The sequence below is a fragment of the Thermococcus chitonophagus genome, from assembly GCF_002214605.1.
Taxonomy (GTDB): Archaea; Methanobacteriota_B; Thermococci; order Thermococcales; family Thermococcaceae; genus Pyrococcus; species Pyrococcus chitonophagus.
In genome coordinates this window covers 698,027-718,652 of the sequence record NZ_CP015193.1, presented here as the reverse complement: position 1 = coordinate 718,652, position 20,626 = coordinate 698,027, and the positions used below count along the sequence as shown (strand labels likewise).

The 20,626-nt window shown below is 46.8% G+C and carries 21 protein-coding genes; 11 read left to right on the top strand and 10 right to left on the bottom strand.

Features of this window, described 5'->3' with window-relative positions:
- Positions 1 to 150: 150 nt before the first annotated feature.
- Positions 151 to 945: a pyrroline-5-carboxylate reductase gene (gene proC / locus A3L04_RS04010; protein WP_068578984.1), complete on the top strand. Its 795-nt coding sequence runs from the start codon at positions 151 to 153 to the stop codon at positions 943 to 945.
- Here the strand turns inward: proC and carB are convergent.
- The 3 genes from carB to A3L04_RS03995 all read right to left on the bottom strand — a co-directional run bounded on the left by carB (position 931) and on the right by A3L04_RS03995 (position 5,964).
- A complete protein-coding gene (gene carB, locus A3L04_RS04005) occupies positions 931 to 4,092 on the bottom strand; it encodes a carbamoyl-phosphate synthase (glutamine-hydrolyzing) large subunit (RefSeq protein WP_088859106.1) in 3,162 nt (1,053 codons plus the stop codon). The genes proC and carB overlap by 15 nt on opposite strands.
- On the bottom strand, positions 4,079 to 5,200 hold the full coding sequence (gene carA / locus A3L04_RS04000; RefSeq protein WP_068578988.1) for a glutamine-hydrolyzing carbamoyl-phosphate synthase small subunit: 1,122 nt from the start codon (positions 5,198 to 5,200) through the stop codon (positions 4,079 to 4,081). The genes carB and carA overlap by 14 nt, the downstream gene beginning before the upstream one ends.
- A gap of 89 nt (positions 5,201 to 5,289) precedes the next feature.
- A complete protein-coding gene (locus tag A3L04_RS03995; RefSeq protein ID WP_084448898.1) occupies positions 5,290 to 5,964 on the bottom strand; it encodes an ACT domain-containing protein in 675 nt (224 codons plus the stop codon).
- Positions 5,965 to 6,092: 128 nt separating this feature from the next.
- On the opposite strand from A3L04_RS03995, the gene trpC reads away from it, so the two are divergent.
- From trpC to trpA, 7 genes are read left to right on the top strand one after another with little or no spacing between them, the layout of a single operon-like run.
- Positions 6,093 to 6,779 carry an indole-3-glycerol phosphate synthase TrpC gene (trpC, locus tag A3L04_RS03990; protein ID WP_068578991.1) on the top strand — a complete coding sequence of 229 codons (687 nt, stop codon included), beginning with the start codon at positions 6,093 to 6,095 and terminating at the stop codon, positions 6,777 to 6,779.
- Positions 6,779 to 7,753 carry an anthranilate phosphoribosyltransferase gene (gene trpD, locus A3L04_RS03985; RefSeq protein ID WP_068578993.1) on the top strand — a complete coding sequence of 325 codons (975 nt, stop codon included), beginning with the start codon at positions 6,779 to 6,781 and terminating at the stop codon, positions 7,751 to 7,753. Before trpC ends, trpD begins: the two co-directional genes overlap by 1 nt.
- Positions 7,735 to 9,051, top strand: a complete 1,317-nt coding sequence (locus A3L04_RS03980) for an anthranilate synthase component I (RefSeq protein WP_068578995.1) — start codon at positions 7,735 to 7,737, stop codon at positions 9,049 to 9,051. The genes trpD and A3L04_RS03980 overlap by 19 nt, the downstream gene beginning before the upstream one ends.
- A complete protein-coding gene (locus A3L04_RS03975; RefSeq protein WP_068578996.1) occupies positions 9,035 to 9,607 on the top strand; it encodes an aminodeoxychorismate/anthranilate synthase component II in 573 nt (190 codons plus the stop codon). The genes A3L04_RS03980 and A3L04_RS03975 overlap by 17 nt, the downstream gene beginning before the upstream one ends.
- On the top strand, positions 9,607 to 10,233 hold the full coding sequence (locus A3L04_RS03970) for a phosphoribosylanthranilate isomerase (RefSeq protein WP_068578998.1): 627 nt from the start codon (positions 9,607 to 9,609) through the stop codon (positions 10,231 to 10,233). The genes A3L04_RS03975 and A3L04_RS03970 overlap by 1 nt, the downstream gene beginning before the upstream one ends.
- Positions 10,220 to 11,383, top strand: a complete 1,164-nt coding sequence (trpB, locus tag A3L04_RS03965; RefSeq protein WP_068579000.1) for a tryptophan synthase subunit beta — start codon at positions 10,220 to 10,222, stop codon at positions 11,381 to 11,383. Before A3L04_RS03970 ends, trpB begins: the two co-directional genes overlap by 14 nt.
- Positions 11,376 to 12,122, top strand: a complete 747-nt coding sequence (trpA, locus tag A3L04_RS03960; RefSeq protein WP_068579002.1) for a tryptophan synthase subunit alpha — start codon at positions 11,376 to 11,378, stop codon at positions 12,120 to 12,122. The genes trpB and trpA overlap by 8 nt, the downstream gene beginning before the upstream one ends.
- Here trpA and A3L04_RS03955 read toward each other — a convergent pair.
- The 5 genes from A3L04_RS03955 to aroA are packed head-to-tail and all read right to left on the bottom strand — an operon-like array spanning position 12,100 to position 16,476.
- Complete coding sequence (locus tag A3L04_RS03955) at positions 12,100 to 12,879, bottom strand: prephenate dehydrogenase/arogenate dehydrogenase family protein (protein ID WP_068579004.1); 780 nt, start codon at positions 12,877 to 12,879, stop codon at positions 12,100 to 12,102. The two genes, trpA and A3L04_RS03955, sit on opposite strands and share 23 nt — an antisense overlap.
- Positions 12,864 to 13,898, bottom strand: a complete 1,035-nt coding sequence (locus A3L04_RS03950; RefSeq protein ID WP_068579006.1) for a pyridoxal phosphate-dependent aminotransferase — start codon at positions 13,896 to 13,898, stop codon at positions 12,864 to 12,866. The genes A3L04_RS03955 and A3L04_RS03950 overlap by 16 nt, the downstream gene beginning before the upstream one ends.
- On the bottom strand, positions 13,882 to 14,211 hold the full coding sequence (locus A3L04_RS03945; RefSeq protein WP_231963788.1) for a chorismate mutase: 330 nt from the start codon (positions 14,209 to 14,211) through the stop codon (positions 13,882 to 13,884). Before A3L04_RS03945 ends, A3L04_RS03950 begins: the two co-directional genes overlap by 17 nt.
- Positions 14,204 to 15,274 carry a chorismate synthase gene (aroC, locus tag A3L04_RS03940; RefSeq protein ID WP_068579008.1) on the bottom strand — a complete coding sequence of 357 codons (1,071 nt, stop codon included), beginning with the start codon at positions 15,272 to 15,274 and terminating at the stop codon, positions 14,204 to 14,206. Before aroC ends, A3L04_RS03945 begins: the two co-directional genes overlap by 8 nt.
- Positions 15,271 to 16,476 (bottom strand): 3-phosphoshikimate 1-carboxyvinyltransferase, encoded by a 1,206-nt coding sequence (gene aroA, locus A3L04_RS03935; RefSeq protein WP_068579010.1) that lies wholly within the window; start codon positions 16,474 to 16,476, stop codon positions 15,271 to 15,273. The genes aroC and aroA overlap by 4 nt, the downstream gene beginning before the upstream one ends.
- A 114-nt stretch (positions 16,477 to 16,590) precedes the next feature.
- Here aroA and A3L04_RS03930 point away from each other — a divergent pair, with 114 nt between their 5' ends.
- From A3L04_RS03930 to A3L04_RS03920, 3 genes are read left to right on the top strand one after another with little or no spacing between them, the layout of a single operon-like run.
- The gene (locus tag A3L04_RS03930) at positions 16,591 to 17,184 is read left to right on the top strand and encodes a DUF257 family protein (RefSeq protein WP_068579012.1); all 594 of its coding nucleotides are present in this window, start codon (positions 16,591 to 16,593) and stop codon (positions 17,182 to 17,184) included.
- Positions 17,184 to 17,801 carry a DUF257 family protein gene (locus tag A3L04_RS03925; RefSeq protein ID WP_068579014.1) on the top strand — a complete coding sequence of 206 codons (618 nt, stop codon included), beginning with the start codon at positions 17,184 to 17,186 and terminating at the stop codon, positions 17,799 to 17,801. The genes A3L04_RS03930 and A3L04_RS03925 overlap by 1 nt, the downstream gene beginning before the upstream one ends.
- The gene (locus A3L04_RS03920; RefSeq protein WP_068579017.1) at positions 17,798 to 18,784 is read left to right on the top strand and encodes an MDR/zinc-dependent alcohol dehydrogenase-like family protein; all 987 of its coding nucleotides are present in this window, start codon (positions 17,798 to 17,800) and stop codon (positions 18,782 to 18,784) included. The genes A3L04_RS03925 and A3L04_RS03920 overlap by 4 nt, the downstream gene beginning before the upstream one ends.
- Here the strand turns inward: A3L04_RS03920 and A3L04_RS03915 are convergent.
- Both A3L04_RS03915 and A3L04_RS03910 read right to left on the bottom strand, forming a co-directional pair.
- On the bottom strand, positions 18,774 to 19,682 hold the full coding sequence (locus tag A3L04_RS03915; RefSeq protein WP_068579019.1) for an ABC transporter permease: 909 nt from the start codon (positions 19,680 to 19,682) through the stop codon (positions 18,774 to 18,776). The genes A3L04_RS03920 and A3L04_RS03915 overlap by 11 nt on opposite strands.
- On the bottom strand, positions 19,679 to 20,623 hold the full coding sequence (locus A3L04_RS03910; RefSeq protein ID WP_068579649.1) for an ABC transporter permease: 945 nt from the start codon (positions 20,621 to 20,623) through the stop codon (positions 19,679 to 19,681). The genes A3L04_RS03915 and A3L04_RS03910 overlap by 4 nt, the downstream gene beginning before the upstream one ends.
- Between the last annotated feature and the right edge of the window lie 3 nt (positions 20,624 to 20,626).

The following is a 20,626-nucleotide window of genomic DNA, read 5'->3' as shown; positions in this document are numbered from 1 at the left end:
AATCTCATAAAAGCTCTACAGAAAAACATACCATCAAAATAAAATCCATCCCACTTTTATTCTTTTTATCTTCTGATTGACATTTCGACAATGATACTTAAGAACATTATTTAACTGTCAAGGACAAGCTTAGAGCCTTGGGTGAAATAATTGAAGGTTGCAGTTATTGGAGCTGGGACCATAGGAAGTGCCGTTGCAAAGGCCCTCGCCGAGGCTGGTTATCAAGTTACGGCTACGAGAAGGCATATAGAAAAAGTTAAGTGGCTCGAAGAAGCCGGAGTAAGACTTGAGAGAGATAACAGGAAGGCCAGCGAAGAGGCGGATATAGTTATAATAGCCGTAAAGCCCAATAAAGTTGGAAAGGTTCTCGAGGAAATTAGAGAGAAGGTAAAAGACAAAATAGTTATCTCGTTGGCCGCAGGAATTCCGCTGAAGCTCCTTAAGGAGTTCGCTCCGGAAGCTAAGTTCGTAAGAGCAATGCCCAATATCGCAGTTCTCGTCAAGGAATCTTTCACGGCTTATGCCACCCAAGATCTAAGTGAAGAAGAGATAGAAACCGTGGAAAAGCTGTTCTCAGCATTTGGAAAGTGCCTCAGAATTGAGGAAGAGTACATGGATGCAATAACTGGATTGAGCGGGTCAGGCCCTGCCTACGTGTCAGTGTTTTTAGAGGCAATGATGTATGGTGGTCTTAAAGTCGGCCTCCCCAGGGACATAGCAAGGCTAGCTGCTGCTCAAACCCTCCTTGGAACGGCAAAGCTCCTCCTCGAGCTCGGAGACCATCCTGCGGAGATAAGGGACATGGTCATAACCCCTGGAGGAACAACGATCGACGGTATATTTGAGCTCGAAGAAGGGAAGATAAGGACGGCAATAATGAAGGCAATAGACGCAGCAACGAAAAAGTCAAAGATACTGTCAACAAGGATTCTAAACTCTACTTAGTGAAGTTGCGAACTCTGGGCTCTCCTTTGGAACCTTTGCCCAGTACTCCCTCAGTTCTTTTACCTCAAAGTCTCCATTCATCTTCCACTCGAACGCTTTAGCTAACTCTAGCGCCAAGTTTGCATCCAGGACTAATGGAACGTTCATGTCCGCGGAGAGTCTCCTTATCACGTAGTCCCTCTCCATTGCATATCCGGTTGTCATTACGACATCTATCTCCCCAGCTTTTATCATCCCAGCAAGCTCTTGGATTGTCTTTGGTTCTCCCTTCTTTAAGGTACCATCAAGTGTATACACCGTTAGACCAACCCTCTCAAGAACCTTAACGACTTCCTCGAGGATTGAGGTCTTCTCGAAGCCGTAAACTAATGCAGTCTTCTTTGGCATTTCGTTTGGCTTAGCTGAGAGCCAGCTCTTAAGTAGGGCATCCTCATAGTAAGTTCCCAGGGATGCAACCTCACCAGTTGACCTCATCTCCGGGCCTAGGAAAGGATAAGCCCCTTGAAGCTGGGCCCATGAGAACTGCGGGCTTTTCACCGCGTAAGCCACTGGAGGTATCTCGTAGTACTCCCCCTCGACGCCCATTGAAAGCTTGCCATCGAGAACCGCCTGGGCTGAGAGCTCCATCAAGTTAACTCCCCTTGACTTGCTCGAGAACGGCATCGAACGGCTCGTCCTCAAGTTGAGTTCGAGAACGTAGGGCTTGTCATCGACTATGAACTGGACGTTGAAGGGTCCTTTTATGCCAAGCTCGTTGGCTAAGGCGTAAACTATCTCCCCCATCCTCTTGGCATTCTTCTCCCCTATCGTCCTCCATGGGGTAACCATGGTCGAGTCCCCACTGTGAACTCCTGCTCCTTCTATGTGCTCCAAGGTTACACCTACGACCTTCTTGCCATCGGATACAGCGTCAATCTCGGCCTCAACCGCGTTTATGAACTTTGAAACCACAACGGGATGTTCAGGGGAAACATCCGTCGCGGCCTTAAGGTAAGACTTCAGCTCTTCCTCGTTCCACGCAACCTTCATCGCCGTTCCGCTCAAGACGTAACTTGGCCTCACTATAACCGGGTAGCCCACGTCCTCGGCAAACTTAACTGCCTCCTCAACGCTCTCAGCTGAAATCCACTCAGGCTGAGGGATGCCCAGCTTTTCCAATAGGGCAGAGAACTTTGCCCTGTTTTCAGCCCTGTCAACGCTCTTTCCTGAGGTTCCCAAGAGCTTAACTCCGGCCTTCTCAAGCTTCCTAGCCAGAGAATTGGCCAGTTGGCCTCCGGCAAAGGCCACAACGCCCATGGGATGCTCGAATTCATAGATGTCAAGCACGCGTTCTAGGGTTATCTCCTCGAAGTACAGCCTGTCGCTCATGTCCCAGTCAGTTGAAACAGTCTCGGGGTTGTAGTTTATCACGGCAACTTCAATTCCACGCCTCCTCGCTGCATTCGTGAAGTTAACAACTGCCCAGTCAAACTCAACGCTGACTCCAATCCTGAAGACTCCCGCTCCAAGGACTATTATCCTGGGCTTTGTCGGCTTTGGTATGTCGTTTTCAATTCCATCATGGGTTACGTAGAGGTAGTTAGTTTTAGCGGGGAATTCTCCAGCCAAGGTGTCGATGCTCTTTATCACGGGGCTCTTCCTCTTCCACTTCTTTCCCGTAAGTAGCGCTATCTGATTGTCGCTAAAGCCGAGCTTCTTTGCTTCCTCGATTAGCTCCTCTGAAGGACTCTTCCTCAGCTGCTCAGCTATTTTTACGAGGTCTTCGATGACGTACAGGAAGAACTTATCCACCTTAGTTATCTCGTAGAGCTGGTCAACTGTAGCTCCAAGCCTTAAGGCCTTAGCCAGGTGCATCAGGAGGTAGGGCTCCCTCCTCTTCAACCTTAAGAGTACGTTCTCTAGAGGTTCATCCTGAAGGTAGTACTTCCCTATTAGCTCGTCCCCGATGTCAAGCATCCTGATTGCCTTCTGAAATGCCTCGTGAAGGTTCCTGCCTATGGCCATCACTTCTCCTATGCTCTTCATCTCACTCCCTATACTCCTGCTCACGCCGTCAAACTTCTGGAGATCCCACCTTGGAACCTTAACCACAACGTAGTCAAGGCTCGGCTCAAATGCCGCCGTGGTGACCCCCGTAACGGTGTTCCTCAGCTGATCGAGGGTGTAGCCGAGAGCGAGCTTGGCCGCGATGTATGCTAAGGGATAACCGGTGACCTTACTAGCTAGAGCTGAGGAACGGCTCATCCTCGGGTTGGTCTCTATAACGTAGTATTCTTCAGAGTTGGGACTCAACGCCAACTGGACGTTTCCTTCCCCTATTAGATCGATAGCCTCTGCAACCTTTATGGCGGCCATCCTAAGTATCTGGTAGTCCCTGTTGGTGAGGGTTTGTGATGGACCAACAACGGTAGATTCTCCGGTGTGGACGCCCATGGGTTCAACGTTCTCCAGACAGGCAACGGCAACTGCATTTCCATTCTTGTCCCTCACGACTTCAAACTCTATCTCCTTCCACCCATCAAGGTACTTCTCCACGAGAACCTTCCTTATCTCGCTCTGCGCGAAGGCCCTCAATATGTACTCCTCAAATTCCTCCCTTGAGTGGGCTATGAAGGATCCCCTTCCTCCGAGGTTGAAGCTGACCCTGACTATTACGGGGAAGCCTATGCTCTCAGCTATCTCTATTGCCTCCTCAGGTGTTTTTGCGGCTCCGCTAGGCGGAACAGGGAGACCGACCTTTATCATGGTCTCCCTGAACTTCTCCCTGTCTAAAGCCTTCTCTATTCCATGAACTGGAGTTCCCAGGACTTTAACGTTGTACTTATCAAGAATTCCCTTCTTGTACAGTGAAACTCCCAGGGATAAAGCGGTCTGACCTCCAAATCCCAAGAGTATGCCGTCTGGCCTCTCCTTCTTTATAATCTCCTCAATGAACTCCTCCTTAAGGGGAACGAGGTAAACTTTATCTGCCATCTCATGGCTCGTCTGAATTGTTGCAACATTGGGGTTAACCAAGATGGTTTCTATTCCTTCCTCCCTCAACGCTTTCAAAGCCTGACTCCCGCTGTAGTCAAACTCTGCAGCCTCTCCAATCTTAATCGCTCCTGAACCTATAATCAGAACTTTTGAAACATCAAACATTAGCATCACCCCTCACGAGCTTTGCAAACTCATCAAACACCCAAGTTGAATCCCAAGGACCGGGAGAAGCCTCAGGATGGTATTGTGTTGCAATGACAGGAAGTTCTTTATGCTTAATTGCCTCAACAGTATTGTCATCAAGGTTTATCATCCAGACGTAGAACTCGTTGAGGGTTTCTGGCTCTATCGCGTAGCCGTGGTTTTGGGTCGTTACAAAAGCCTTCCCACTCTCAAGATCTTTTACGGGCTTGTTGATTCCCCTGTGTCCGTACTTCAACTTATATATCTCGGCCCCATCCGCTAGAGCGAGAACCTGCTCTCCCAGACAAACCCCCATAGTTGGAATTCCTGCATCGAGCACTTTCTTAGCGTTCTTTGCGACTACCTTGAGAAGGGACGGATTTCCTGGGCCGTTGCTGAAGAAAACTCCGTCAGCATTGTAACTCTCATAGGCCTCAATTGGATCCCAATCCCAGGGAATACGAATGAGCTTGAAGCCCCTCCTCAAGAGCTCCCTCAATATCCCGTATTTTATTCCCATATCAACCACGACAATCGTTCCAGATATTTTACCCTCGGGAACGTGAATGATTGGGGAACTTGGAGAAACGAGCTCAACGAAGTTCGTGGTTTCATAATCTATTTTTTCAACGTTCTCAAGAACTTCTTTGGGATCAGAGCCATCGGTAACTATTGCACCCCTCATTACTCCCTTTTCCCTTATCTTCTTAACAACTGCCCTTGTATCGATTCCCTGCAGGCCTGGAACGCCCTCCCTCCTTAGCCATTCATCTAAGCTCATAACGCTACTCCAGTGATTCGGCCTCATCAACCTTGAAACTACGAAACCCTCGACCTTTATTGAGTCCGACTCATAGTGGAGAGGAAGACCATTCTCCTTTAGTTCTTTACTTGGAACTCCGTAGTTTCCCATAAGCGGATTGGTCTCCACCAGGATCTGCCCCTTGTACGATGGATCCGTTAGGGATTCTGGATAACCCACCATCGCCGTGGTGAAAACCACTTCGCCGTAGCGAACAGTCCTCGCTCCAAAGGGCTTCCCCTTCAAAATAGTTCCATCCTCAAGTATAAGGTATCCTACCTCACCCCTCATGAAGTGCCCTCTCAAGCTGGAAAATGGAATACTTAAATGCTTTTTGTAACTGATGATGCAAAAATAGAAAAGTAATGTTGCAAATGTTACTAACTTTCCCTCATCCTGAGAATGAGATCCTCTAACACCCTGTACGCAGAGGGCGCATCTTTCCTGTCAACGAGGAGAACTGTGTCCTTGTGGCAGGATATAACTTGGGTAAGGTTTATTCCATTTATCGCAAGTGCGGTGGTTATGAATGCTATTATCCCTGGGGTCTGCATGATTCCGTAAGGACTTATAAGTATTATTGCTGTCTGGCCGTCAACTATGTCAACTACTCCATCCTTAAGGGCCTCTAGAACCTTCTCCTTGTCCTCATTAGCTATTGCGATTGTAAAAGTGTCGACTCCCTGGGAGAGCTGGAAGAATCTTGTTTCCTTCATTATCTCAAAAAGCCTATTCATTCTGCCAAGGGCCACCTGCTTGTTCACTGTTATAACAACCAGATCAGATTGCAACTCTATAACGGTTTTTGCTATGACCCCCTTTATCGCATTCTCGAAAGATGCCCTCTCCTCACTCAACTCCTCCCCCAGCCTTATTAGAGCCATCTTTATGGCCCCAACCGAAGCTTTAATTCCTCTCTTTTCGAGTTCTTCATGGAATAGCCTAGCGAGAGCACTGTAATTTACGACACCAAGTATCATCATTTCCCTCACGCAGGGCTTTGCCATCACGAGATCCTTTACGAGCTTAGCTATGCTCTTCTTCTCTTCTTCCATTTGAAACACCCTTCGACTTTTTAGTTGCATTGGGTTAAATCTTTTTCCGAATGGAATATGGATAGGCAAAAATGTCCAAACTTTTAAATTTATTTAGGAAATCCTTCAGTTTCGGTGGGCTCAAATGGGTGATGGTTTTTGGATTAAGCAGGGCAATAAGAACCTCTAAGAAAAACGCCATAATAGCCGAGCTTAAAGTCTATTCTCCAAAGTATGGCGACCTTTTAAGGGGCAGGGATCCTTTTGAGATACTCAGGAAATACGAGGAAGCAGGAGCAGTAGGTATTTCATACATAACAGATCCCAAGTACTTTAAGGGAAGTTTCGAATTTTTCAAAAAGCTCTGCAGGGAAACGGAGCTACCAGTTCTCAGGAAGGACTTCATTACAACAAAAGAGGAAATTGAGAAAACAGCCGAAGCTGGAGGTTCGGCAATACTCCTGATAACCAGAATTCTAAGGGATAGACTCCCAGAGTTCGTCGACTATGCCAAAGAGCACGGACTTGACACCCTCGTTGAAGTGCATACAGAAGAAGAGCTAGGAATAGCCCTAACTACGAACTCGACAATGATAGGGATAAACAACAGGGATATAGGGAAGTTAGAGCTCGATGATGGCAATGTATCACTGACGGAGAGGCTTGCACCAAAAATACCAAGGAAATTTGTGAAAGTCAGCGAAAGTGGTATAGCCACGATCGAAGACCTCAGGAGAGCCCTAAAAGTTGCCGATGCAGCACTCATAGGAACTGCCCTAATGAAGGCTGAAGATCCTGGGGCACTTCTCAAAACTTTTGTGGAGGCTGATCTTTAATGTTGGAGAAAATTATCGAGGGGGAAAATCTTACGTTTAAGGAAGCGTACAACCTTTTCAGCGAGCTAATGAGGGAAAGCGAAGTTAGGATAGCTGCGTATCTAGCAGCACTGCAGACCAAAGGGTACACGGCCGAAGAAATAGCGGGGCTCGCAAGGGCCATGAGAGACCATGCAATAAAGGTTGATCTCGGCAAAGTAGCAGACACTGCAGGAACGGGAGGAGATGGAGCCTCAACGATAAATGTTAGTACCGCCTCGGCAATAATACTCTCGGCATTTACAAAAGTTGCAAAGCACGGCAATGTTTCAATAACATCAAAGAGCGGTTCAGCGAACCTTCTCGAGGCCTTAGGAATAAACATCAAGATCCCACCGGAGAAAGCTAGAGAAATGGTCGAAAAAGCAAACTTTACTTTTCTATTTGCACCGATGTACCATCCCGCGCTGAAGAGGATAATGCCAGTCAGAAAGCTACTAAGAATAAAGACTGTCTTTAACATCTTGGGACCTTTGGCAAGTCCAGCAGAGCCCAGCTACCAAGTTGTTGGGGTTAACTCCCCAGAACTCGTGGAGAAGATTGCAAAGGCACTAACATTCTTGGGAGTGGAGAGGGCCCTAGTAGTGCACGGATCAGGATTAGATGAAGTGAACCCAGGGGATGAAACCATAGTTGCCGAAGTCAACGGAAGAAATGTCGAAGTCTACAAGGTTACACCAGAAGATTTTGGCCTAGAGAGGGTTAAGGTAGTCCCCTGCAACTCTCCCCAGGAAAGCGCCGAGAGAGTGAAAGCAGTTTTAGCAGGAAATGGAAGGAGCGAGGATAGGAATTTCATCTTAATCAATGCCGCAACGGCACTATACGCTTCGAAAGTTGTCAAGGATTTGAAGGAGGGAGTTGAAGCTGTAGAAAATGTTCTCGGAAGGGAAATGCTCAGAAAGCTGGAGGAGATCGCATGCCTATCAAAAAGCTGAAGTACGTTGACCCACTCAAGCTCTACTCCGCCATTAGGGAGCTTTCATACCCCTTCATCCTCCGCTCAGCAGAGAAGGACAGCAAAAAGGCAAGGTTTACGTTCATATCGGCAGAACCAGAGTTCATCGTAAAGATATCCGGGAAAGGGACGTATCTAGATGGAGAAAGAATAAAGGAAGAAACAAACCCATTCAAAGCCCTAAAGGGACTAATGAAGGACAGAGTTGAAGGAGAGAGGTTCCTAGCCGGGTTCGTAGGGTATATAGCATACGATTCCGTTCACAATTATATTGAAGGCAGCATTGAAGAACCTTCAATATTCGCCTATTATCCATGGACCTTTGTTTATGACCACCTAAACGGCGATTTCTACTTCTTTTACCTCAGACAGCCTCCCTTCAGCCCAGAGGAGATAGTGAGAAAAGCGGAAAGCGAAAGAATAAGCCTGGGTGACGGCGGTTCTAAGATAATAAGAACGGATGCAGACAAGGAGGAGTTCATGAAAATCGTTGAGCGGGGAAAGGACTACATATACTCAGGAGACGTCTTCCAGGTTGTTCTTTCAAGGCAGTACGAGGTCAAAACCGACCTTGATCCTTTCGATATCTACGCTCGGCTAACGGAGATAAATCCCTCGCCCTACACCTTCCTCCTTGAATTTGAGAAGACCCTCGTTGGAGCTTCACCGGAAACGATGGGTTCAGTGGAGGGCAGGATATTCAGGATAAATCCAATAGCTGGAACTGCTCCGAGAGGAAGAACTCCCGAGGAAGATAGGGAGATAGAAAGGAAACTCCTGCAGGATGAGAAGGAAAGAGCAGAGCATGTAATGCTCGTTGATTTAGCGAGGAATGACGTTAGAATCGTGTCAAAGCCAACCACAGTAAGGCTCGTCAGGTTCTTCGACGTGATAAAGTACAGCCACGTCCAGCACATAGAAAGTGAAGTTGTCGGAGAGCTCGCAGAAGATAAAGACATGTTTGATGCTATCGAAGCCTCGTTCCCTGCTGGAACATTAACGGGAGCTCCAAAGATAAGGGCAATGGAGATAATCGATGAGCTGGAGAGGAGCAGGAGAAAGGTTTACGGGGGGGCCGTTGGCTACTTCTCGGCAACCGGCTACGCTGATTTTGCAATAGCAATTAGAATGGCAGAAATCGAGAGGAGGGCGTACATTAGGGCAGGAGCCGGGATAGTTGCGGATTCAGTGCCTGAAAAGGAATTCTATGAGACGGAGAATAAGATGAAGGCCGTTCTCAAGGCCTTTGGGGTGAGCGGGTATGATACTGATAGTTAACAACAGAGACTCCTTCGTGTGGAATCTAGCTGAATACGCATCCTTTTTTGACGAGGTCAAGGTCGTTCCCAATACTATTGGACTAGCAGAGGTGAAAAAGCTGAACCCTGACGGCATAATAATCTCCCCCGGCCCAGGACACCCCAGGGATAGAAGGGAAGTCGGGAATTCACCAGAAATCGTTGCAGAGGCTGATGTTCCGGTGTTGGGAGTTTGTCTCGGCCATCAGATTATTGCAGAGGTCTTTGGGGGATACGTTGGCAGGGTTAAGCCCAGGCATGGAAAAGCCAGCCCAATAAAGCATGACGGTAGGGGAGTGTTTAAGGGGATTAAGAACCCCTTAATGGGAGGCAGGTACCACTCTCTAGCGGTTCTCCAGGTTCCAAAGGGATTCAAAGTTACGGCAGTCTCACTCGATGATAATGTGATAATGGGGATTAGACACAAGAGGAAGCCCATTGAAGGAGTTCAGTTCCATCCTGAGAGCGTTTTAACTGAATGGGAGAGTAAGGAAGGGTTAAAAATTATCAAAAACTTTGTGGAGATGACGAGATAATGTTCGTGAAGATCTGCGGAATTAGGAGTTTGGACGAGCTCAGGATCGTTGAAAAGTACGCTGATGCTACGGGAGTAGTTGTAAATTCCCTTTCTAAGAGGAGGATTTCCATCAACGAAGCAAGGACGATAATTCAAGAAGCGAAAATTCCAGTATTTTTGGTCTCTAGAATGGTTGGATTCTCGGAGTGGGCAGTTGCTATTGAGAAAACCAATGCGGAGTACATTCAGGTTCATTCAGACACCACACCAGAAACTGTAAATAGGCTGAAAGATGAGTATGGAGTTTTTATAATGAAAGCCTTTAAAGTACCCAAAAAGAGCAAGAACCCCGAGGAAGACGCAGAAAGGTTGCTCGAGAAGATATACCAGTATGAAGTTGATAGAATTTTACTCGATACTGGGGCAGGGACAGGAAGGATGCACGATCTTAGGGTTTCTTCGATAGTGGCAAAGAAGGTGCCCATCATTATAGCCGGAGGGTTAAGGCCAGAAAACGTTGAAGAGGTTGTAAGAATTGTGAAGCCGTTCGGTGTTGACGTTTCTTCGGGAGTTGAAAGAGAGAACGGGAAGGATGAATCGCTTGTAAGGGAATTTGTAAGGAGGGCTAAAAGTGTGGTTCGGTGAATTTGGAGGACAATTTGTTCCAGAAACGCTAATTGAACCTTTAAGAGAGTTAGAAAAGGCTTACAAGAGGCTTAAAGATGATGAGGAATTCAACAGGCAGTTAAACTACTACCTGAGAACATGGGCAGGTAGACCAACTCCACTCTACTACGCCGAGAGGCTTACGAAGAAGATAGGAGGTGCAAAGATCTACCTAAAGAGAGAAGATCTGGTCCATGGAGGGGCCCACAAGACAAACAATGCCATAGGGCAGGCGCTACTTGCAAAGTTCATGGGAAAGACAAGGCTAATAGCGGAGACGGGAGCGGGACAACATGGCGTTGCGACGGCAATGGCGGGCGCATTACTCGGCATGAAGGTTGACGTGTACATGGGGGCGGAAGACGTTGAGAGGCAGAAGATGAACGTGTTCAGAATGAAGCTCCTTGGGGCCAACGTAATTCCCGTCCACAGCGGTTCTAGGACTCTGAAGGATGCGATAAACGAGGCTTTGAGGGATTGGGTTGCAACCTTTGAGTACTCACACTACCTCATAGGTTCCGTCGTTGGCCCCTATCCCTATCCGGTAATAGTCAGGGACTTTCAGTCAGTGATAGGAAGGGAGGCAAAGCAACAGATACTCGAAGCTGAGGGAAGCCTACCAGATGCCATAGTTGCGTGCGTTGGGGGAGGGAGTAACGCGATGGGCATATTCTACCCATTCGTCAACGATAAGGTCAGGCTAATAGGAGTTGAGGCCGGAGGAAAAGGCCTACACACGGGACTCCACTCGGCCTCCCTGAACGCCGGACAAAAGGGGGTCTTCCACGGAATGCTGAGCTACTTCCTGCAGAACGAAGAGGGTCAGATAACACCAACCCACAGTATCGCCGCAGGGCTCGACTATCCTGGGGTTGGGCCGGAGCATGCCTACCTAAAGGAGAGCGGCAGGGCAGAGTACGTCACCGTCACCGATGAGGAAGCATTGAGAGCTTTTCACGAGCTCTCAAGGACAGAGGGAATAATTCCCGCACTTGAATCCGCTCATGCAGTAGCCTATGCAATGAAGCTAGCCAAGGAAATGAGTAAGGATGAGATAATAATCGTGAACCTCTCGGGAAGGGGGGACAAGGATCTAGATATCGTCCTGAGGGTGAGCGGAGATGTTTAAGGATCAGTCAATAATCCCATACATAACGGCAGGAGATCCAAGCGCCAAGGCAACCTTAAGGTTTCTGCTTGCCGTAGATGAATATGCCGGGGCGATAGAGCTCGGCATACCTTTCAGCGACCCAATGGCAGATGGAAAAACGATCCAGGAGTCACACTTCAGGGCCCTGAAGAACGGCTTTAAGCTTGAAGACGCCTTCCGGATCGTTAGAGAATTCAGGAAGCACTCAGACACTCCCATAGTACTCATGACGTACTACAATCCGGTATTTAGGACTGGAGTTGAGGAGTTCCTAGGAATGGCAAAGGATGCCGGTGTTGATGGGATGCTCATAGTTGATTTGCCCGTAACTCACGCCCAGCATTTCCTCGACGTTGCCAGGGAGGAGGGAATAAAGACGGTCTTCCTTGCCGCACCAAACACCCCCGATGATAGGCTCAGGGAGATAGACAGGGCAACTACTGGCTTCGTCTACCTAATATCCCTGTACGGAACAACTGGAGCAAGGGAGGAGATACCTAAAACAGCATTTGACCTGCTAAAGAGGGCAAAGAAGATCTGCAAGAACAAGGTAGCGGTAGGATTTGGAGTCTCCAAGAGGGAGCACGTTGAAGAGCTATTGAACGCTGGGGCAAACGGCGTTGTTGTAGGAAGTGCCCTTGTAAGGCTGATAGGAGAGTACGGAGAGGGAGCAGAAGAGATGTTAAGGAAGAAGCTTAAAGAGCTTTCCGGCCTTTAAGGCATTCATAAAACTTCTTATATGCCCCCTCTATTTCTTCCTTCCCGACTTCCTCTTTAAGTTGCCCAGGATTTACACTAAGAACCATTCCCAGGAACTCCACTATCTGCTTCCACGAGTTCTTGAGAACCTCCCTGATGAATTCTGGAGAGTCATTGAGCACCGCCTTCCCATAGGTAATTAGGTACTCGTGCGACGTCCCCCCAAACTCGTCAAGACCCCTCTTGAGGGAAAGCCTCAAATACGCCAGACCCAGGGCATATGGAACCCCTATAACGTAGCCCATGATGTAATCATGTTTTTCGGCCGGAAGGAAAGATACATTCCCTCCAAACTTTCTAATGAGATCAGCCACCATCCTAGAGTCATCTTCCCTACCGGGTACTGGGACAATTATGAATCTCTCCCCTTCGAAAGACGTAACACCTGGGCCAAACATTGGATGAACGCTCGCAACCTTAACACTCTTAGGGAAATCAACATACAATTCGATTATCTCCGACTTAAACGTCGCGATGTCAAAGAGAACAGTGCCCTTCGGATTTTCTTGGGCGATCTCCTTAAGCTCCTGTAGCTGATCCCTTATCTTTTCCATCGATGTCGCTAATATTATAACATCACTCCACTCGTAGAGCTCCCTGAGACTTGAGAAGTCTCGCTTGGAGTAGTTAGAATACACCCTGACCTCATGCTTTTTCCCGAGGATCCTTGCAAATGTCCTTCCCATCTTTCCGTAGCCGCTCACTCCGATGCGCATTCTGCCTCCTCCCTAATTATCTTGAGACCCTCTTCAAGCTTGTCACTCGTGAGGGAGATCCGTATGAAGTTGTCATAGTTTCCAAAGGCCTTCCCAGGGAATGCAGAGACGCTCCTCCTTAGGAGCCTCTCAACGAACTCCATTCCATCAATGGGAACCCTTAGGAAGAGATAGAACGCACCTTCAGGCTCGTGAAAGTCAAGCCCTTTAAGGATTTTCGACGCGAGCTTAGCCCTTTTCTCGTACTCCTTGGTGACTTCATCCATGAGCCTCTCCCTAAGTTCCAGGGCCTTAATACCCGCCCGCTGGACGAAGGGAGGAACGCACGTTACTGTGGATTCTATGAACCTCTTTATCTTCAAAACCTCTTCTCTGTCAGCTATCGCGTAGCCAAGTCTAAAGCCCGTCATCGAGTAGAGCTTTGAGAACCCCTTTACAGTTACTACGTTATCGTAAAGCTCCCTTGCAGGTGTGAACTGCTTGAATGAGATCTCGGCATATATCTCGTCCGACAGCACTTTCATGCCTTTATCCTCTGCAACATCCAAGAGAGCCTTCAGCTCCCTTCTCGAGAGAACTCTCCCGGTTGGATTGTTGGGGTAGTTTATTATGAGAAGGTCAGCATCAACACCGTCAAGCTGAGGAACCCAAGAGTCCTCGAGTCTTGTCTCCACTACTTCTACTTCTTTACCAAACTGGTTTGCCATCAGGAGGTAGGCATTCCAGTAGGGAGCTATTACTGCTATTTTCTTAGCCATTGCAATCTCAGCAGCTATCAGTATCTTGGCCCCAGGGCCTACTATAACCTCATCCTTAGAGACGCCTTCAACTTCAGCTATCCTCTCTCTAAGTTCATCCAACCCCAATGTACTTACGTACCTTGTCTCTCCACTCCTCAGGGATTTTACGGCCTCCTCGATGATCTCCTCAGCAACCGGTATATCGGGCTGGCCAACGTCAAGTCTTATCCTGGGCTTTACCTGGTTAATTCTATTGAAGAGGTCATAAACGTTGAACATCCTTACTCACCTCCAAAATTTTCTCAAAAATTGGTCTAAACTTGCCGGCCCTCCTAAGAACTTCCTCTTCCCTAGACTTGTCCTCTATTGGGAGGCCCAGCGACTTCTTTATTTCCCCAATCTGCCTTGCTATCTCTAATCTCCTCTCAAGAAGAGCTATTATCTCCCTGTCTATTTCATCTATCTGCTCTCTTAATGATTTTATCCTTGCCATTCCGCCATCTCCAGCTAAAGATATTGGCGTGGCATCACCTATCCCCGGCCTAGGATTGAATGAAAGTATAAAACAGTTTAGACAGCTAAACCTAACCAACGAAATCCTCCCAGGCTTTCCTCCTCAGAAGGTGATCTGCTATAACAAAGGCCATCATGCCCTCTACCACTGGAAGGGCCTTTGGAACTATGCACGAGTCAAACCTGCCCCTAAGCTTAATCTCGATCTCTTCCATCCTTTCGAGGTCTACGGTTCTCTGAGGAAGGTATATGGAAGGGGTAGGCTTGAAGGCTACCCTTGCAACTATTGGCATGCCCGTGGTTATTCCCCCCAAAACTCCACCATGATTGTTTGTTTCGGTAACTACTTTTCCATCCCTAATGACGAAGGGATCATTCACCTCACTCCCCCTCTTTTCCGCAAATTTGAATCCCAAGCCAAATTCAACCCCCTTAACTGCGGGAATCCTAAAGAATGCCGATGCGAGATCTGCTTCAATATCTTCATCGTGGGGCCCACCCAGGCCGGGAGGAACGTTTATTGCCACTACTTCAACAACACCACCAACGCTATCTCCCTTTTTTCTAGCCTCTTCCATTTCCTCAATCATTTTTTCAAATGCCTCCTCATCAGGACAGTAAGGATTCCTTGAAGAGAAAACTTCCTCAATGCTTATCTCTCTTGCCTCAACTTTACCGATTCTCTTTAGGTAGGCCCTCACCTTTATCCCATACCTTTCGAGAATTTTCTTGGCGAAATACCCAGCGATTACGATGCCGATGGTGAGTCTTCCAGAGAAGTATCCCCCTCCCCTGTAGTCGTTGTAGCCGAAGTACTTTATCCTAGCGGGATAGTCGGCATGCCCTGGCCTTGGCGTGTTCTTTATCTCCTCATAATATGAAGAATCAACGTCTTTATTCTCGACGATTACAGCAATCGGCGTTCCGGTGGTGTAGTCCCTGAACACTCCCGACAAAATTATCGGCTCATCAGGCTCTCTTCTCTTTGTTGAGAACCTCGCTATGCCCTTTCTCCTCTCGAGCTCTTTTTTCATTTCATCAACGCTGATTTTAATCCCTGGGGGCATCCCCTCTATCAACACCCCTACTGCCCTACCGTGGCTCTCACCAAAGAGGGTAAAGCTCAACAGCTTTCCCTTCATTGAAGCAACCTCCTTAAATCATCGAAAAAGTTCGGATATGATTTGTTTACAACTCTCTCATTCTTTATCACCGTAATCCCTTCAGCACCCAGGGCTAGAATAGTCATTGCCATAGCTATTCTGTGATCGTTGAAATCTTCAACTACAACTCCCTTAGGCCTTCCACCGTGAATTTCTAGGCCATCCTTCAGCTCCTTCACCTTTATCCCAGCCCTCGCAAGGTTAACCGCCATGGCGTGAACCCTATCGCTCTCCTTAAGCCTCAGTTGTCTCCCCCTTATAACGCTTTTACCCGGAGCATAGGACGCTAAAACTGCTAATATGGGGAATAAGTCCGGGAATTGGGAGCAATCAACATTGATTGGCCTAAGTTCCTGGGTCCTAACTTCAACGTACCTTTTTCCAACTTTGACTTTTGCCCCTGTTTCCCTTAGGATCCTTAATATAGCCATATCCGCCTGAACATCATCTCGGAGAAGATTCTCAACTTTTACCCTACCAAACAGAGCCCCCGCTACAAGAAAAAATGAAGCAGAGGAATAATCCCCAGGAACCTCATAACTTGCTCCTTTAACCCCAGGATATACGACAAACCTCAGTCCTTCACGCTCATATTTGACACCAAAAGAATTCATCGTCTTAAGTGTCATCTCAACGTAAGGCCAAGAGACGGGGTTGGTAACCTCTACCTCAAGCCCCGTCTTCGATCCCAACAATAGAAGGGCAGTTACAAACTGAGAAGACTTTGAAGCATTTATCTTGACTTTACCACCTTTAATCTGCCCGCCTTCAATTATAATCGGTAATTTTATCCCATGAATTTTGGATCCAAGGTGCTGAAGAGCCAAGACAAGATCGTCCATGGGTCTCTTTCTTAACCTCCCTCTCCCATCTACAACGCTCTTTCCATGCGCTAAGGTCGCCAAGGCTATTGTTATTCTGGCCGTGGTTCCAGATTCTCTGACGAAAAAGTAGTTCGACTTAAGCTCGTCAGGGGGAATAACAGTGTCATTTTGAAGCTCCGCCCCAAAGGCCCGTACCGCATCAATCGTCGCGAGAGTATCATCAGATATTAGAGGATCAATAATCCTACTCTCTCTTTCAGCTAATAGAGAGAGAAAGTATGCCCTGTGGGTGTAGCTCTTTGAAGGCGGGGCCCTTATTTCACCATTGACTTCTGCAATTGGAACAATTTTCAGCATGTCAAACCGTTAACTAATACATTTTATTCATTTTGGGCAGGTGTGCATGGCCTGTATGGGCTTGGAAAATATTTAAACTTGAAAAACTATCCATTACAGGAGGGATGTTCGAGCATGAGACTTGGGGAATTCCTTGAAAACATTAATGAGGGGATAGTGCTCCTGGAATATGAACCAACTGATCATCCTGAAAGAACATTTCATAACCTCTTAGAACAATTTAGTAAAAAAGATATAACTCCAGTCATTGTTGATATAAAGGATACCCTTCAGGTATTTGTCCAGCAACTGAAATTACAGGGACTCCAAGTAAATACTGAAAAGCTTAGGGTAATAAAAGAAGGGGGAAGAGTAATAATTGGCGAGATAATTGGAAAAATTGATGAGTTTGAAGACTTCAGCCATCATATGGGCAAGTATTGGGAAGTTTACAAGAATATCCCAGAGAAGAACCGTAAGGTAGTCATAGTGTTGGGTCTTCACAAATTCCTAGACCAGATAAACCCCAAAATTTCAAAGATAGAAGCTTATTTTGAAATTATAGGAAGAAGACATCTGCAAGAACCAGGGAGACTTGCAGTACTTTTTGTAAATATAGAGGCATCTTCCCATTATTTCCTCAAAAGCCTTGAAGAACTTTCAGATTATGTGTTAAGGATAGATAAAAATCAAGAAGTCAAAATAATCGCGTCTCCAGGTGGGGCATAATGAATATTGGAGAATATCTAAAGGGAATAAAACCTGGAGAAATAGTTTTAGTAGAACATTCCTCATTATCCCCATACCCAGAGGTGCTCTATGAAATTTGCAAAGATAGGTGGGACAAAGTTATACTTACAGATTTCCTAGATTCTGGAGTTCACGTTCTCAGACATTTAAAGTATTCAGGAAAGAATATTCCAATAGATAAGATAAAGCGAATAAAAGTTGGAGGGTACTCAAAGTGGGGTAGAGTGATACTTGATATGGATCCCTATAAGGACCCAGTTGTTCTCATGATAAACTTCTTCAAAACATTAGTTGCAACGTATAAAGAGGTTGATAAGGCAATTGCAATAGTACTAAACCATGAAAAGCTTCTGGCAAGATATGAGTATGATCCATACCTCCTTAACGAAGTCTTAGCTGTCCCAACGACCCTTATAGGAAATCCTCTAAGGACGGCATTTGTTTTTATGAATTATGAGCTGACCGAAAAAAGATACCTAGCACTCTTTGAAGAGATAGCAACAAGAATCATCAGGGTCGATGATTCTGGAATAGCTAAGGTTGTAAAATCAATTGACCTGAGCGAAGAAGGGAGAGAGCTTAAGGTGATACCATGAGGGCCATAGTACTGCACGAGCCCAAGAGAATAAGCGTCGAAGATGTCGAAGATCCAACGCCAAAAGATGGATGGATTCGAATAAAAGTAAAGAGAGTAGGAATCTGCGGAACTGACAAAGCGTTTTACAAGGGGACATACGTTCCCCCAAAGCTACCTCTAATCCCAGGACACGAGATCGCAGGGATAGTGGAGGAGGCCCCAGGGATGGAGCATCTTGAAGGGATGAAAGTCACGACCGAGATAAACGTGAACTGCGGGGAGTGCTGGTACTGCAAGCATGGAATGCCCACACACTGCCCGTATAGGGAAACAATAGGAATCAGCATTGATGGGGGAATGGCCGAGTACGTTCTGACGAAGCCCCACCTGCTTCACTCAGTAGAGGATTTATCCTGGGAAGAGGGGGCTTTTGTTGAGCCTCTGGCTGCAGTAGTTGAAATGCTTGAGATGAGCCCAATAAAGCCCTCAGATAGAGTTGCTATTCTCGGGATAGGCACTATAGGACTGCTATCCGCCCAACTTATCAGGCTGATAACTCCCAACGTTGTCGCAATAGCAAGAGAAGATTCGCCAAAGAGAAGGATAGCGGAGAAGTTCGTGGATGTAATGACGCTTGAGGAGGCGAAAGAGTACATAAAAAAGAGGACACCTGAAGGACAGGGGTTTGATTACGTTGTAGAGGCTACAGGAAGTACAAAAGCACTAGACATTGCCCTAGATCTGGTAAGACCTAGGGGGATTATTGCCGCGAAATCAACCCATGGCAGTCAAGTCAGCTTCAACTACACCCTCATGGTTGTCAAAGAAGTAAAAATCATTGGTAGCAGATGCGGGCCTTTCGAAAAAGCCATTGACCTAATGAGATCAAAAATGATAGATGTTAAGCCCCTAGTAACCTCAACTTTCAAGCTGAGTGATGGTGTTAAAGCCTTTGAAAAAAGTTTTGAAAGGGGAGAAATAAAAGTCCAGATCACTCCTTGATGTATGGCTTTCCAAGGGCCCTCGGCGTCTTAACTTTCTTCATTATTATTGCCACTATGATTAGGGTTGCAATGTAGGGGATCGTTCTGAAGAGGTTTGATTCCGCCGTAATAACTCTACCGGTAACTTCTTGGATCTTTATTGGTATGTAGATTGAGAGCGCGTCAAAGAAGCCAAATACCAGCCCGCCAACTATGGCCATAAGCGGATTCCAGTTGCTGAAGGCAACGTTTGCCAAGGCTATAAAGCCCCTTCCAGCGGATATAAACTTCGTAAACTGACCAATCCAGCCGACGACTAAGTAAGCCCCACCAAGTCCAGTCAATGCCCCTCCGATTACCGTAGCATAGAACCTTGTTCTGTATACATTAACACCCATGGCTTCCGCTGCCTTAGGATCTTCACCGCAGGCCCTAAGCTTTAAACCGCTTGGAGTTTTTTCGAGCCACCACCATGCCAAAATTCCCACTAGGAACGCCACAAATGTTAGGGGGGATATCGAGAAATCACCGACTGTGAACGTTACTATCTTGCTTACCCTAGGTGAGGAGCCATGACTATGCCATAGGGCCACTAATGACAGGAGACTTATTCCATAGGCCAAAGAATTGAAACCAACACCAGCAATTATTTGGTCACCCTTCAGGTAGACGCTTATGACACCATGCAGAACCCCTGAAAGAGCTCCCACCAACAAACCAACGAGCAGGCCGAGGTAAGGATTGCCGGTGTAGAAAGTTACCACAGTTGATGTGAATGCCGAAAGCATGAATATTCCCTCAAGACCTATGTTAACAACCCCAGATTTCTCTGTTATTATCTCACCCACTGCAGCCAGCGTTAGTGGAACCATGGAGAACAGCGTGTTGGAGAGTATGTTAAGAATGTCCCCAATCATTGGGCTTCCCTCCTGAGCTTTCTGATGAGCATTGAATATGCATAAGGAATCGCTAAGGCTATCACTATAACGCCTATCAAAGTATCCGCAAGCTCCGGAGGAGCGCCGGTCTTAAGCTCTACCCACTGTCCACCTATCACGAGGCCAGACATGAACATCGATGATAAAATTATTCCAATTGGATGATTCCTACCGAGCAGTCCTATTCCTATTCCCATGAAGCCTATCCCATACACAGCCGTTAGTGTATCATCAATACTATATGTTATCCCGAGCACAAGGAGCGCGCCTCCTAAACCAGCTGCAGCACCCGCAAGGGTCATTGATGTTAATACTGAGCGGGAAGGATCAAAACCAGCGTATCTAGCTGAAGCTGGAGAAAGACCAGATACTCTCAGTCTGTATCCCAGGTCTGTGAAATACAAGAGATAGTAGTAGATCAAAGCTACGAAAACTGCTATTACAAAGGTCACCATAGAGGAGATCCTAGCCCCTGGAGGCACTGGAATGGATTCATGAGAGTACTGGGGGTTATAGAATTTTCCAGCAATTAGATAAGCCAAGAGATAATAGAATATCCAGTTAACCATTATCGCCGTTATTACCTCGTTTATTCCTCTATAAACCCTAAGTATGGCTATAAAGAGGCCTAAAGCGGCTCCAGCCACGGCACCTACTATCAATGCAAGCAATGGATTCCCAGTATAATAGGCCGTTAATAATCCCAGGAAAGCTCCAACGTACAGCTGGCTCTCCCCACCTATGTTAAAAACTCCGGCAATGGCTGGAATTGAAAAAGCTAAGCCCGTCATTATATATGGGGCACTCTTACCCAAGAGATAGTTCATGTTACTGTAGCCATACTTAAAAAGCACCCTATAGACTTCCCCAGGATTAAAGCCCAAGACTGCTAACACTATTGCACCAGTTGCAAAAGCCATCAA